Source organism: Planctomycetota bacterium (genome assembly GCA_016872555.1).
Classification (GTDB): Bacteria; Planctomycetota; Planctomycetia; order Pirellulales; family UBA1268; genus F1-20-MAGs016.
The window spans coordinates 1-12,553 of the sequence record VGZO01000049.1; the positions used below are offsets into that span (position 1 = coordinate 1).

Consider the following 12,553-nt stretch of genomic DNA (forward strand, 5'->3'; position numbering starts at 1 on the left):
CGCTGGACGCTCTCGAAAATGGATGCGTTCTTCACCCAGCAGGCGTCGGTGGAGAGCTGTCGCGGATGGATGCCTGCTCTGGCGGCTCGTCGTTCGGTGGGATGAACGAACGGTCGGCCAGCTCACCTAGGGCGAGCATGGCGATCTCGGCTTCATGTATGCCCCGGCATGGCGCGCCGATCCCGACGCTCCGCCCCTCTCGGCCTCGCTGCCGAAACGGACGAAGGCCTTCAGGAAGAAGGAGTGTCGGCCATTCTTCGCCGGCCTGCTGCCCGAGCAGACGCAGCGGGAAGTCGTCGCCCGGGCGCTCGGTGTCTCGCCAATCGCTCCCTGCGCGACGAGTGTGACCAGGTGACCGGCCCCTCTCGGCCGCTCACGCCGTCTGCTCCGGCGGCGACGGCCGATGATCGCCGCGGCCTCAGCCCCCGATGATCGCCCCGCCCCACAGCTCCTCGAAGAATGCCCGCCAGGGGAGGATCCGGATGCCGCGCACCACGCGCTCGGCCGATTCGTTGGAGACGACGATCGACAGCCGCGGGCGATGGATCTCGGCGAACGCCACGAGCGAACGCAGGTCGCGATCGTCGACCCGCGACGTGCCCTTCACCTCGATTGCCACCTCCCCCGAGCCGAGCACGAAGTCGACCTCCGCCCCGGCCTTCGTCCGCCAGAAGGCGATGCCGTAGCCCAACTCGCGGTACGACGCGTGGGCGGCCAGTTCCATGAGGACCAGATGCTCGAGGGCCCTGCCGAATTGCTCGCCGCGCGGCTCCGCGATCCGACGCCGTGAGATCGCACCGGCGACGCCGACGTCGAAGAAATAGAACTTCGGCGCCTTGCCGATGACCTGCCGTTCCTGACGCTGCTTGTACGGGGGCACGAGACGGCCCAGGAGCGTGTCGCAGAGGATTTGGAAATACTCCTTGACGGTCTTCGCATCGACACCGCAGTCGCGGGCGATGTTGGCGTAGTTGACCAACTCGCCGTGGGAATAGCCGACGGCCTCGAAGAAGCGGGCGAAGGCGGGCACGTTGCGCGTCAGCCCCTCGGCGAACACTTCCTCCTGGAGGTAGTCGCGGACGTAGGCAGCGAGTGAGCGCTGCGGGTGGGTCGAGAGGTAGTGGGCCGGAACGAGGCCATGATTCAGGGCGCGGAGGAGATCGAACGCTGCCGGCGATCCGGCGGCGGCAAACTCCGCCGTCACCAGCGCCGCCATCTCGAATCGCCACGCTCGCCCGCCGAGGAGATTTCCCCGGCCGCGCTTGAGCTGGCGGGCGCTCGACCCGCACAGCAGGAACCGCAGCCCACGGTGCTCGATCAGCCACTGCACCTCGTCGAGAACGGCCGGAACCTTCTGCACCTCGTCGAGAATGATCGGGCGCGCGAGCTCGGCCGCGGGGCGGGCGAGGATCCGCTCCCGGAGGAGCGCCGGCCGGGCGGTCATCTCGAGGGCCAGGTCGGTCTGGAGAAAATCGAACGACAGGCTGCCGGGGAAGCCGGTCCGCAGGAGCGTCGACTTCCCCGACTTCCGCGGTCCCCATAAAAACGCCGACTGCCGGGGGGGCAAGTCGATCGCCAGGAGGCGAGGAAACGCTCCAACCATTCGGGAACGAGCTCCATCTTGGTCCAACTAAAATGAAGTATGTTCCGTAATAGTTTGAGTTTCAAGCGATTTTTCGCAGCTTTTCACAGCATTGCCTCGCAGATTGACATTCCCAGAGCGATAAATGATGATGTCATCATGAGAACCATCATCGATCTGACCGCCGAACAGGTGCGGGCGCTTGCCACGCTGTGCGAGTCGCAGAAGATCTCGCGCGCCGAGGCGGTGCGCCGGGCGGTGGCGCGGTATGTCGCCGAGGAGCAGCGGCCGGGGCGAGAGCGGGCGTTCGGCGCCTGGAAGGGCAAACGCATCGACAGCGTGGCGCTGATTCGCCGGCTGCGCGACGAGTGGAAGCCATGAGGGCGCTGTTCGACAGCGACGTGCTCATCGATTTTCTCCGTGGCGTCGATGCCGCCGCCACCGAGATCGCTCGCTACGACGACGCCTGCTACTCCGTGATCTCGTGGATGGAGGTGATGGCCGGCGCCGAGACCGACGAGGAGCGGTTTGCCGCCGAGGCGCTGTTCGAATCGATGCGGCGGATCGATCTCACCGCCGAGGTCGCACGGCGAGCGGTCGACCTGCGGCGAGCGCTTCGCGTCAAGCTTCCCGACGCCATCGTCCTGGCCAGCGCCGACCGCGAGGGCTGCATCCTCGTGACGCGGAATACGAAGGACTTCGACCGCGACGACCCGCGGATCCGCGTGCCCTACGGCGGTTGAGGCCCGGCTCCGGCTCGAGCGTCGGCTCTGCGGGCTCGGGCCAGGGCCACCGCGGCGTTCGCCGTCACCGGCGCGGTTTGAGGACCACCGCCGCCAGCGGGGGAAGCGTCAGCTCGAGGCACTGGCCGTGGCCGTGGCTCGGCTCGGCGAGCGCTTCGAGGCCCCCGCCGTTGCCGAGATTGCTGCCACCGTACCACGCCGAGTCGCTGTTGAAGACCTCGTCGTAGAAGCCCGCGCGCGGCACGCCGAGCCTGTAGCCCGGGCGCGGCACCGGCGTGAAATTGCAGGCCACCACGAGGAAGTCGTCGGGATCGACGCCGCGGCGCGAAAACGCCAGCACGCTGGCCGACCAGTCGTGGCAGTCGATCCACTGGAAGCCGCGGCCGTCGAAGTCGAGCTGGTGCAGCGCCCCCTCGCGGCGCAGCAGGCGGTTGAGATCGGCCACGCAGCGCTGCAGCCCCGAGTGGGTGTCCCACTGGAGGAGATGCCAGTCGAGGCTCGTGTCGTGGTTCCACTCGGCCCACTGCCCGAACTCGCTCCCCATGAACAGGAGCTTCTTGCCCGGATGGCACCACTGGTAGGCGTACAGCAGGCGGAGGTTGGCGAACCTCTGCCACAGGTCGCCGGGCATCTGGCCGAGCATCGACCCCTTCCCGTGGACGACTTCGTCGTGGGAGAAGGGGAGGACGAAGTTTTCGTGGAATGCGTAGATCAGGCTGAACGTCAGCTCGTCGTGGTGGTATTTGCGGTGGATCGGCTCGTGCCGCATGTAGCGGAGGGTGTCGTTCATCCACCCCATGTTCCACTTCATGCTGAACCCCAACCCGCCGCAGTAGGTGGGGCGCGAGACCGCCGGCCAGGCGGTCGATTCTTCGGCGATCGTCAGCACGCCGGGATGGTGGCGGTGGACCTCGACGTTGAACGATTTGAGGAGCTCGATCGCCTCGAGGTTTTCCCGGCCGCCGTAGCGGTTGGGCTCCCACTCGCCGTCGCGGCGGCTGTAGTCGAGGTACAGCATCGAGGCCACGGCGTCGACGCGGAGGCCGTCGACGTGGTACTGGTCGAGCCAGAACAGCGCGCTCGACACCAGATAGTTGGCGACCTCGTGGCGGCCGTAGTTGAAGATCAGCGTGCCCCAGTCGGGGTGCTCCCCCTGGCGCGGATCCTCGTGCTCGTACAGCGCGGTGCCGTCGAACCGGCGCAGGCCGTGGCCGTCGCGCGGGAAGTGGGCCGGGACCCAGTCGATGATCACCCCGATACCGGCGCGGTGGAGGGCGTCGATCAGCGCCATCAGCGCCTCGGGAGGGCCGAAGCGGCTCGTGGCGGCGAACATCCCGATCACCTGGTAGCCCCAGCTGGCGGTGAGCGGATGCTCGGCGGGGGGGAGGAACTCGACGTGGGTGAATCCCTGCTCGACGACGTACGGCACCAGCTCGCGCTCGAGCTCGGCGTAGGTCATCCAGCGGCCCGGGTCGGCGCCGGGGCGCCGCCAGCTCCCGAGGTGGACCTCGTAGATCGACACCGGGCCGGACAGCGGGTCGCCGCCGCGGCGGGCTTCCATCCAGGCGTCGTCGTTCCAGCGGTGGCGATCGAGATCGGCGACGACCGACGCGGTGCGCGGCGGCAGTTCGGCGGCGAAGCCGTAGGGATCGCAGCGGTCGCTGGTCCCCTCCGCGCCGGTGACGCGGAACTTGTACAGTGTGCCGACGTCGAGGCCGGGCACGAACAGCTCCCAGATGCCCCCCGGCAGCCGCAGGAGCATGCCGTGGCGGGAGCCGTCCCAGCCGTTGAAGTCGCCGACCACGCTCACCGCCGAGGCGTTGGGCGCCCAGACGGCGAAGCGCACACCGCGGATGCCGTCGAGCTCGATGCGGTGGGCACCGAGCTTCTCGTAGCTTCTCCAGTGGCGCCCCTCGGCGAGCAGGTGGAGGTCGTAGTCGGTGAGCATCGGCGCGAGCCAGCGAGGGGGCAGACGGTCCCCCAAGTTTCCCACACCGCAGCGACAGCCGCCGAGAGGCGGCGATGATTCCGACCGGGCAGGCGGTGGCGGGCGTGCCGGGCGTGCCGGACGTGCCGGACGTGCCGGACGTGCCGGACGTGCCGGACGTGCCGATGGACGCGGTTGGCAGGCGCGTGACGCGGGGAGGGGCGATGGCTGAGCGGCCGGCTCGGGGGCGGGCACCACGGGGCTACGACCGCTTCGAGCCGGTCGAGCGGCGGATCACCATCCGCGGCACCGAGTGGTCGCTGTGGCGCCCCCCGGATCTCGAATCACTCATCGACCTCGAGGCGTTTGCCGACGACGAGCGGATCCCTTATTGGGCCGACGTCTGGGAGTCGGCGATCGTCCTCGCCGAGGACCTGGCGCTGCTCGACGGGGCAGGGCGGAGGCTGGTCGAGCTGGGCTGCGGCCTCGGGCTGCCGGCGCTGGTGGCGGCGCGGCGGGGATTCACCGTCACCGCCACCGACTACGAGGAGCCGGCGCTCGAGGGGGTGCGCTACAACGCGGCGCGCAACGGCGTCTGCGGCCTGCAGACGCGCGTCGTCGACTGGCGCTCGCCCCCGGCCGATCTGCCGCCGCAAGACCTGGTCGTCGCCGCCGACGTGCTCTACGAGAAGCACCATCCGGCGGCGCTGGCGGGCGTGATCGCGGCGCTCCTGGCCGCCGACGGCGTCGGTCTGGTGGCCGACCCCGGGCGTGCGCGGGCCGAGGAATTCCCGGCGGCGGCCGCGGCGGCGGGGCTCGTCGCCACGCCGACGGGGGCCCGGCGGCCGGAAGGGGTGGCCGCCGGACCCGCCGTCGAGGTGTGGCGCGTCGTCAGGCGACCAGCTTGACCTCGGGCACCTCGCCCGTACTGACATCGGTCGTTGCTCAGCCGAGCAGCGGCTCGATGAAGCGCCGCAGTGTGCGGATCCACGACAGCCACGTCGCGCGCTCGACCGTGCCTGCTGGCGGCAGCGTGTCGTACCGGAACGTCGTTCCGAACTGCGTCAGCGTATCGATCTCGGCGAGCTCCCCGGGGATGGCAATGCCATCGGCCGCGAGCAACTCGATCAGGACCCGGATGTTATGCGTCTTCGGGTAGTCGACTGCGCGGCGCACCAGGAGCGCCTTGAGCATCTTTTCCGCTGCCTGCTGGGCGTGGAAACCGAGAAGATCGTCCTCGATGTCCTGGTCGTCGAGGAGCTTCTCGAGCGCGAGCTCGTCTTGCTTCGCCTTGTGGAGCAGCAGCTCGGCGCGGTCACGATCCATACAAGACGCGCCCCTCGAGCAGCGCCGCGTTCTCGACGGTTCCCGGCTGAGTCGCGCGCGTCTCGAACTCCGACTCACTGACGACGAGGATCTCCACCGGCATCGTGAGGCCGGCAAGTGCGCGATCGAGTTGGATCGACTCGGTGTACCGATTCAACACGTGACGCTTGACCACCAGCAGATCGACGTCGCTTTTCGAGTCGGCATCGCCGCGTGCACGCGAGCCGAACAGGATGATCCACCGCGGATGTGCGACCTCGACCAGGCGCGCGACTGCGGCCTGCAGTTTCTGTTCGGTGGGAGCCCATGACGGGACGGTCTCGATCGCCATCCCTGAATGATACCCGGGGCCGGCGGCGGCCGCGGCGGCGGGGCTCGTCGCCACGCCGACGGGGGCCCGGCGGCCGGAAGGGGTGGCCGCCGGACCCGCCGTCGAGGTGTGGCGCGTCGTCAGGCGACCAGCTTGACCTCGGGCACCTCGCCCGTGATCCCGATCACGAACTCCTCGAAGATCTTCACGTCGAGGGCCGAGGCCGTCTCTGCCTCGGGGTGGAACTGCGTGCCGATCGCGACCCAGTTCTCGACCACGCTCTCGATCGCCTCGACGACGCCGTCGGGGGCCCGGGCGGTGACACGGAACGAGTCGGCGACGTCGTCGATCGCCATGTGGTGCATGCTGTTGACGCGGATCTCGCCGTCGCCATACACGCGCTCCATGGCGCTGCCGCGCTCGACCAACAGGGCGTGGCGGTGGGCGGCGTCGAGCGGATCGCGGTGGGGGATCGCCTTGGGGAGATCCTCGGGGATGTGGAAAAACAGCGTCCCTCCGGCAGTGACGTTGAGGAGTTGCATCCCGCCGCCGATGGCGAGCACCGGCATGTGGCGCTGGTAGACGTGTCTGGTCAGCAGCCGGTCGAAGTCCTCGCGCCGGGAATCCATCGGGCGCGTCGCCGGATGGGGCATGAAGCCGTCGCGCCGCGGGTCGATGTCGGCACCGCCGACAAGGATGACGCCGTCGAGGAGGTCGAGGAGACGGACCAGATCCCCTTCGTCGGCCACCGGGGGCAGGATCACCGGAACTCCGCCCGAGGCGATGATGCCGTCGTAGTAGCCGGCGGCCACGAACGACAGCGCCGCGTGCTCCTTGCGGCTGGGACGGTAGTCGGCGTTGATGCCGATGAGGGGTTTGACAGCCATGCGTTCCTCCGATGGCGTCGCCACGACGAACGGTCTCGGCGCGACGAGCGAAGCGGGACGACCGACGCGGTGGTCGAGATGACCCCCGGCCCCTTGCGTGTGGATGGTTCAGCCGACAGCCGTGGCCTCCGGGGAGGACGCACGCCGGCGTCGGAGAGCGTTCGCACAGCGGTCCCCGGCGGCAGCGGGCTGCCGGGGGCGCGGAGTCTGGTTGACCATGCGAGCGTCATCCCTAACGCGTTGGGTCGTCGTTCCCCCACGAGGCCCGCGGCGGACGGTGCCATCCGGGCACCGGGCCCGCCACCCACGGGGCAGCAGGGCCAATTCCATCGTTCGAGCCGTCGCGGCCGGCGTCGCCCCGCGGGGGACGGCGACGACCACGATGGGGCCAGAAACTATTGACCGCCGGCGGGAAGGCAAGCCGCTCCGGCGATTTTGTGCCTCGGCCCCTCTGCTGTCACCAGATCAGGTGCTAGCGTGGTCGTGCTAGCTTGGGCAGATCGGGGTGCTCGCTCCCCACGTCCTCCGAGGGTCGAACAACGATGGGCAGTTCCCGTGGCCGCGTTCTGATCGTCGTCGGCGACGCCAGCGAGACGGTCGATACCCTCTACCCGCTGTACCGTCTCCGGGAGGCGGGGTTCGAGCCGGTGGTGATCGGCCCGGAGCGCCGCACGTACCAGATGGTGCTCCACGAGGTCCGCCCGGGGTGGACGATCACGCGCGAGTGGGAGGGGTACCAGATCACCGCCGATGCGGCCTTCGCCGACGTCCGGCCCGAGGACCATGCGGGGATCTTCTTCAGTGGCGGCCGGGCACCGGAATACATCCGCTACGACGAGGACCTCGTCCGGATCACCCGGCATTTCTTCGCCGCCGGCAAGCCGGTGGCGAGCGTCTGCCACGGCGTCGAGATCCCCGCCTACGCCGGCTGCGTGAAGGGACGGCGGATGGCGACGGTCCCCAAGTGCCGGTTCGATCTCGAGGTCGCCGGCGGGATCTTCGTCGACGCCCCGTGCGTGATCGACGGCAACCTCGTCAGCGGGCGCACGTTCCACGACCACGGCCACTATGTCGGGGCGTGGATCGCCCTCCTCGAGCAGGCCGTGGGGGTCAGGCGCTGATCCAGATCGCCTCGGGGAAGCTCCGCAGCCAGGTGAGTTGCCGCTTGGCGAGCTGCCGCGTGCGCTGCTTGGTGCGGGCCACGGCGTCGGCGAGCGTGCCCTGGCCGGCGAGGAAGGCGAGGCACTCGGCGTAGCCGGCCGCCTGCCGGGCGGTGGGGCCGATGCCGCCGGAAGCGACGACGCCGCGGACCTCGTCGAGCAGTCCGGCGGCAAACATCGCGTCGACGCGCCGCTCGATCCGCTCGGCGAGCAGCCGCCGCGGCCGGTCGATCACCAGCAGGCGGTCGCCCCACGGGCTGGGGCCCGAGCGCTGCCAGCCGGTCCCGGCGCGCCCACCGGCGGCGACGATCTCGAGTGCCCGGACGATGCGGCGCCGGTCGGCGGGGTGGACGCGCCCTGCGGCCTGGGGATCGGCGGCGGCCAATCGGGCGTGGAGCACCGGCAGCCCGAGCCGGTCGGCCTCGTCCTCGAGCCGCGCCCGGGTCGCGGCGTCGGCCGCCGGCAGTTCGTCGAGGCCGTCGCGGAGCGCCTTGAGATACAGCGGCGTCCCACCGCAGACGAGGATCCGGCGGCCGCGGCGGCGGATGTCGGCGAAGGCCGCCGCCGCGGCGGAGAGCCAGTCGGCGACGCTCGCCGCGGCGGCGGGGGAGACGATGTCGACGAGGTGGTGGGGCACCCGGGCGCGCTGCTCGAGCGACGGCTTGGCGGTGCCAATGTCGAGGCCGGTGTAGATCGCCATCGAGTCGGCGCTGACGATCTCGGCGCCGATCCGCTCGGCGAGGGCGACGGCAAGCGCCGACTTGCCGGCCGCCGTCGGCCCGGCGAGGCACAGGCAATCCTCGGCGAGCAGCGCCGCAACGCCCCCACGACCGCTGCGTGGTAGACTCCGGGGCTCTCCGGGAGGGTCCGGAGCGGCGTCGGCGACCGGCTGGACGGGCATGGCGATGGAGAGCGGAAACGCGACGACGGTTTCGGCCGCGCGGCCCATGGCGCCGCGGCGGTCGGCTGCCCGTGGAGCGCGGCGATGACTGGGGAGACGGGGGTGCTCGGCCGACTCGAAGGGGTGATCGCCGCGCGCCGCGGCACCTCTCCCGACCGATCCTACACCGCTCGGCTGCTCGCCGGTGGCGTGGCGGCCTGCGGGGCGAAAGTCACCGAGGAGGCCGCCGAGGTCGTGGCCGCCGCCGCTGCCGAGCCGGCCGACCGGGTCGTCGCCGAGGCCGCTGATCTCGTCTACCACCTGCTGGTCCTGCTGGCTGCCCGCGACGTGACGCTCGGCGCGGTCGAGGCAGAACTGGCGCGGCGGTTCGGAATCTCCGGGCTCGACGAGAAGGCCGCCCGCGGCGGTGAAGCGCCGCGCGGGGAGGCAGCGCGATGACCGCCGCCGGACCGGAGCCCGACATCCTCCGCCTCGGGGTGCCGAGCAAGGGGCGCCTCGCCGACATCACCACCGAGCTGCTCGGCGCCGCCGGCGTGAGCTACCGGCGCAGCGAGCGGAGCCTGTTCGCGCGGTGCCGCGACCTGCCGGTGGAGGTGATCTTCCTCCGCACCGACGACATCCCGGTCCTCGTCGCCGAGGGGGCGATCGACCTCGGGATCACGGGCGCCGATCTCGTCGCCGAGAGCGGCCGCGCGCTCGTCCACCGCCTCGACCTCGGCATCGGCTCCTGCCGCCTCGCGCTGTGCGTGGCCGACGACGGGCCGGTCCGCGAGGTCGCCGACCTCGCCGGTGCCCGGGTCGCGACGAGCTTCCCGCAGGTCACGTCGCGATGGCTGGCCGAGCGCCACGTCGCCTGCCGGCTCGTCGAGCTCTCGGGCAGCGTCGAGATCATGATCCAGCTCGGGATCGCCGACGCGATCGTCGATCTCGTCGAGACCGGCAGCACGCTGTCGGCCAACCGGCTGCGCGTCGTCGCCGAGCTGGGGCGCTACCAGACGGTGCTCGTGCAGCGGCCGGGGCTGCCTGACGGCGCGCTTGCCGACCGGATCGTGCGGCGACTCGAGGGGATCGTCATCGCCAGGAGCTACTCGCTCCTGGAATACAACGTCCCGCGGCGCTGCCTCGCCGAGGCCGAGCGGATCACGCCGGGCTTCAACTCGCCGACGATCAGCGCGCTGGAGGACCCCGACTGGTGCGCCGTCCGCGCGATGGTCCGCCGCGGCGAGGTCCACGCGATCATGGAGCGCCTCGAGGCGATCGGCGCCTCGGCGATCATCGAGACGCAGATCGCCAACTGCCGGCTGTAGGCCGGAGTGCCGGCGCGCCGTCACGCCGGCAGCCGGCCGTGGACGGCCGCGCCGGAGAGGAGCGTGGCGGTGACCCGGGCCGCCGGATCGAGGAGCGCCGCGTGGGGGTCTGCGGTCCGACCGGTGGCGATCACCGCCAGATCGGCGGGGCGGCCCGGGGCGAGGCGGCCGCTGACGTGCTCGAGGCCGATCCCCCAGGCGGCGTCGGTCGTCGCCATCGCCAGCGCCTCGGCCGGTGTCGCAAGGCCGGCGTCCACCAGCGCACGGCACTCGCCGCGGGGGTCGAGATCGGGGCTCGACCCGCGGCCGTCGGTTCCCAGCGCGACGCGCACGCCGGCGGCGCGGAGCGCGGCCAGCGGCGGATCGCGCCCCGACAGCAGCCGTGCCGTGCGCGGGCAGACGGCGACGGCGAGCCGGTCGCGGTGGCGCGCGAGCCTGTCGAGGGGAGCCGAGCCGGCGGCGACGAACGTGGCGTGGATCACCAGCCCGCGCGGCGCCCGGGCGAGGAGCGTGAGCCAGTCGGCGACGGGAAGGAGATCCGGCGGCGGCGCGGGCCAGGCGCCGAGTCCGTCGAGCAGCGTGCGGAACGGCCCGGTGCCGGTCTCGAGGAACCCCGCTTCCTCCTCGGCCTCGGCCAGGTGCATCGCCACGGGAAGCCGGCGGCGCCGTGCGATCGCCACGAGCCGCCGGCCGAGCGGTGCGGCGACCGAATAGGGGGCGTGGGGGGAGATACCGGGAAGACACCGCGCGCCGACGACAAACCCCTCGCGCTCGAGCGCGGCGGCACGCGACGCTGCCGCCGGCGCCAGGCCGAGGCACTCGCGGTAGACGCGGAGGCGCGGCCTGGCGGCAGGCAATCCCTCCGGCATCGGCGCCGTCGCGATCTCGCCGATCGCCGTGACGCCGGCGGCGAGGCTCTCGGCCAGGCCGGCGGCGATCGCCCTGCCGCGGGCGGCCGGATCGCTTCCCTCCGCACGGCGGAGGGCGACCAGCCGCGCGATCCACGCCGGCAGGCCGCCGTCGCCGGGGAGCGGCCGCGGCAGGAGCGAGAACTCGAGGTGCGTGTGGGCGTTGACGAGTCCCGGCACGACGACGACGTCGCCGAGATCGGTCGCCGGGCCCGGCGGCGGGCCGCTGCCGAGGGCGCGGACGCGCCCGCGCTCGATCCGCAGCCAGCCGCCGTCGAGTACTCGGCCGGCGACGGGGATCAGCCAGCGGGCGCGGAGGATCGCCGACCGGGGCGCCACGACTCCGGTCACGGGACCGACTGGAGGACGGGGAGCGACGGCACCACCGCCGGCCCGTCGTCTTCGAACAGCTCGTAGAACACGTTGCGGCGGCGCGGGATCCAGCCTAGCTCCGAGATCGCCGAGCGGATCTGCTCGAGCGTGAGGTGGTGGACGGTGCCGGCGGCGCTGACGACGTTTTCCTCGATCATCAGGCTGCCCATGTCGTTGGCACCGTAGAGCAGGGCGAGCTGGCCGATCTCGCGCCCCTGCGTGACCCAACTCGACTGGATGTTGGGGACGTTGTCGAGATACAGCCGGGCGACCGCCTGCGTCTTCAGGTACTCAAATGGCCCGGCCGGCGGGATCTCGACCATCTCGGTGTTCTCCGGCTGGAACGACCAGCAGATGAACGCCGTGAACCCGCCGGTCTCGTCCTGGAGCTCGCGGACGCGCTCGAGGTGTTCGACGCGCTCGGCGAGCGTCTCGATATGGCCGAACATCATCGTCGCCGTACTCCGCCCGCCGAGCCGGTGCCACTGGCGGTGGACGTCGAGCCAGTCGTCGGTGAGCACCTTGCCGCGCGTCATCGCCTTGCGGACGCGGTCGACGAGGATCTCGCCGCCGCCACCGGGAAGCGAACCGAGGCCGGCGCGGGCAAGGCGCTCGAGGACCTCGCCGAGCGGCCGCTTCGCGACTTTCGTGAAATGGTGGATCTCGGGGGGGGAGAAGCCGTGGACGTTGACGGCTGGGTAGCGGGCCTTGATGTCCTGGAGCATCTCCTCGTACCACTCCAGCGGCAGCGTCGGATGGAGGCCGCCCTGGAGGAGGATCTGGTCGCCGCCGAGCGCCACCGTCTCGCCGATCTTGGCGAGGAGCACGTCGCGGTCGAGCACGTAGCCCTCGGCGTGCTTCGGCGGCCGGTAGAACGCGCAGAAGTCGCAGACCGCGGTGCAGACGTTGGTGTAGTTGATGTTGCGGTCGATGTTGTAGGTCCGGTACGGCTCCGGATGAAGCCGACGTGATACCGCGTGGGCCGCGCGGCCGATCGCCGCCAGCCGATTCGATTCGAGAAGGCGGACCGCGTCGTCGGCGGCAAGCCTCTCGCCGGCCACGACCGCGGAGAGGATCTCGTCGATCGAACGGTTCATTCTCTTCCTCCTCACGGCGCCGCCGGAGCGGTC

At 71.2% G+C, this 12,553-nt stretch carries 13 protein-coding genes and 2 pseudogenes; 7 read left to right on the forward strand and 8 right to left on the reverse strand.

Annotated features, from left to right (window positions below; all coding sequences use genetic code 11):
* Positions 1–22 precede the first annotated feature (22 nt).
* Positions 23–355 (forward strand): annotated as a pseudogene (locus tag FJ309_14120) (type II toxin-antitoxin system HipA family toxin).
* A 63-nt stretch (positions 356–418) separates the two neighbouring features.
* On the opposite strand, the gene FJ309_14125 reads toward FJ309_14120, so the two are convergent.
* The gene (locus tag FJ309_14125) at positions 419–1,603 is read right to left on the reverse strand and encodes an ATP-binding protein (GenBank protein ID MBM3955727.1); all 1,185 of its coding nucleotides are present in this window, start codon (positions 1,601–1,603) and stop codon (positions 419–421) included.
* A 39-nt stretch (positions 1,604–1,642) separates the two neighbouring features.
* Between FJ309_14125 and FJ309_14130 the strand changes: the two genes are divergently transcribed.
* Positions 1,643–1,963: a ribbon-helix-helix protein, CopG family gene (locus FJ309_14130; protein ID MBM3955728.1), complete on the forward strand. Its 321-nt coding sequence runs from the start codon at positions 1,643–1,645 to the stop codon at positions 1,961–1,963.
* Positions 1,960–2,325: a type II toxin-antitoxin system VapC family toxin gene (locus FJ309_14135; protein ID MBM3955729.1), complete on the forward strand. Its 366-nt coding sequence runs from the start codon at positions 1,960–1,962 to the stop codon at positions 2,323–2,325. The genes FJ309_14130 and FJ309_14135 overlap by 4 nt, the downstream gene beginning before the upstream one ends.
* Positions 2,326–2,389: 64 nt before the next feature.
* Here the strand turns inward: FJ309_14135 and glgB are convergent, their stop codons facing one another.
* Positions 2,390–4,273: a 1,4-alpha-glucan branching protein GlgB gene (glgB, locus tag FJ309_14140; protein MBM3955730.1), complete on the reverse strand. Its 1,884-nt coding sequence runs from the start codon at positions 4,271–4,273 to the stop codon at positions 2,390–2,392.
* Between the two features lie 73 nt (positions 4,274–4,346).
* Here glgB and FJ309_14145 point away from each other — a divergent pair.
* A pseudogene (locus FJ309_14145) lies at positions 4,347–4,484 on the forward strand (TetR/AcrR family transcriptional regulator).
* A 713-nt stretch (positions 4,485–5,197) separates the two neighbouring features.
* Here the strand turns inward: FJ309_14145 and FJ309_14150 are convergent.
* From FJ309_14150 to FJ309_14160, 3 genes are all read right to left on the reverse strand, one after another.
* On the reverse strand, positions 5,198–5,578 hold the full coding sequence (locus tag FJ309_14150; GenBank protein ID MBM3955731.1) for a HEPN domain-containing protein: 381 nt from the start codon (positions 5,576–5,578) through the stop codon (positions 5,198–5,200).
* Entirely contained in the window at positions 5,568–5,909 is a 342-nt protein-coding gene (locus FJ309_14155) for a nucleotidyltransferase domain-containing protein (GenBank protein MBM3955732.1), read from the reverse strand. Before FJ309_14155 ends, FJ309_14150 begins: the two co-directional genes overlap by 11 nt.
* A gap of 119 nt (positions 5,910–6,028) precedes the next feature.
* Entirely contained in the window at positions 6,029–6,775 is a 747-nt protein-coding gene (locus FJ309_14160; protein MBM3955733.1) for a gamma-glutamyl-gamma-aminobutyrate hydrolase family protein, read from the reverse strand.
* A gap of 542 nt (positions 6,776–7,317) precedes the next feature.
* Between FJ309_14160 and FJ309_14165 the strand changes: the two genes are divergently transcribed.
* Positions 7,318–7,896, forward strand: coding sequence for a DJ-1/PfpI family protein (locus tag FJ309_14165; protein MBM3955734.1), 579 nt, complete (start codon positions 7,318–7,320; stop codon positions 7,894–7,896).
* Here the strand turns inward: FJ309_14165 and miaA are convergent.
* Positions 7,886–8,836, reverse strand: a complete 951-nt coding sequence (gene miaA, locus FJ309_14170) for a tRNA (adenosine(37)-N6)-dimethylallyltransferase MiaA (GenBank protein MBM3955735.1) — start codon at positions 8,834–8,836, stop codon at positions 7,886–7,888. The genes FJ309_14165 and miaA overlap by 11 nt on opposite strands.
* Positions 8,837–8,920: 84 nt before the next feature.
* On the opposite strand from miaA, the gene FJ309_14175 reads away from it, so the two are divergent.
* On the forward strand, positions 8,921–9,274 hold the full coding sequence (locus FJ309_14175; GenBank protein MBM3955736.1) for a phosphoribosyl-ATP diphosphatase: 354 nt from the start codon (positions 8,921–8,923) through the stop codon (positions 9,272–9,274).
* Positions 9,271–10,143, forward strand: coding sequence for an ATP phosphoribosyltransferase (gene hisG, locus FJ309_14180; protein MBM3955737.1), 873 nt, complete (start codon positions 9,271–9,273; stop codon positions 10,141–10,143). Before FJ309_14175 ends, hisG begins: the two co-directional genes overlap by 4 nt.
* 20 nt (positions 10,144–10,163) lie before the next feature.
* On the opposite strand, the gene FJ309_14185 is transcribed toward hisG, so the two are convergent.
* Positions 10,164–11,651, reverse strand: a complete 1,488-nt coding sequence (locus tag FJ309_14185; GenBank protein MBM3955738.1) for an amidohydrolase family protein — start codon at positions 11,649–11,651, stop codon at positions 10,164–10,166.
* A complete protein-coding gene (gene mqnC / locus FJ309_14190) occupies positions 11,399–12,520 on the reverse strand; it encodes a dehypoxanthine futalosine cyclase (protein MBM3955739.1) in 1,122 nt (373 codons plus the stop codon). The genes FJ309_14185 and mqnC overlap by 253 nt, the downstream gene beginning before the upstream one ends.
* Between the last annotated feature and the right edge of the window lie 33 nt (positions 12,521–12,553).

Excerpts from the sequence above, each read along its gene's own strand:
- FJ309_14165 (MBM3955734.1), top strand. The coding sequence starts at position 7,318 with ATGGGCAGTTCCCGTGGCCGCGTTCTGATCGTCGTCGGCGACGCCAGC.
- FJ309_14125 (MBM3955727.1), bottom strand. The coding sequence starts at position 1,603 with ATGGTTGGAGCGTTTCCTCGCCTCCTGGCGATCGACTTGCCCCCCCGG.
- FJ309_14130 (MBM3955728.1), top strand. The coding sequence starts at position 1,643 with ATGTTCCGTAATAGTTTGAGTTTCAAGCGATTTTTCGCAGCTTTTCAC.
- FJ309_14135 (MBM3955729.1), top strand. The coding sequence starts at position 1,960 with ATGAGGGCGCTGTTCGACAGCGACGTGCTCATCGATTTTCTCCGTGGC.
- FJ309_14150 (MBM3955731.1), bottom strand. The coding sequence starts at position 5,578 with ATGGATCGTGACCGCGCCGAGCTGCTGCTCCACAAGGCGAAGCAAGAC.
- miaA (MBM3955735.1), bottom strand. The coding sequence starts at position 8,836 with ATGCCCGTCCAGCCGGTCGCCGACGCCGCTCCGGACCCTCCCGGAGAG.
- mqnC (MBM3955739.1), bottom strand. The coding sequence starts at position 12,520 with ATGAACCGTTCGATCGACGAGATCCTCTCCGCGGTCGTGGCCGGCGAG.
- FJ309_14160 (MBM3955733.1), bottom strand. The coding sequence starts at position 6,775 with ATGGCTGTCAAACCCCTCATCGGCATCAACGCCGACTACCGTCCCAGC.
- glgB (MBM3955730.1), bottom strand. The coding sequence starts at position 4,273 with ATGCTCACCGACTACGACCTCCACCTGCTCGCCGAGGGGCGCCACTGG.
- FJ309_14155 (MBM3955732.1), bottom strand. The coding sequence starts at position 5,909 with ATGGCGATCGAGACCGTCCCGTCATGGGCTCCCACCGAACAGAAACTG.
- FJ309_14175 (MBM3955736.1), top strand. The coding sequence starts at position 8,921 with ATGACTGGGGAGACGGGGGTGCTCGGCCGACTCGAAGGGGTGATCGCC.
- hisG (MBM3955737.1), top strand. The coding sequence starts at position 9,271 with ATGACCGCCGCCGGACCGGAGCCCGACATCCTCCGCCTCGGGGTGCCG.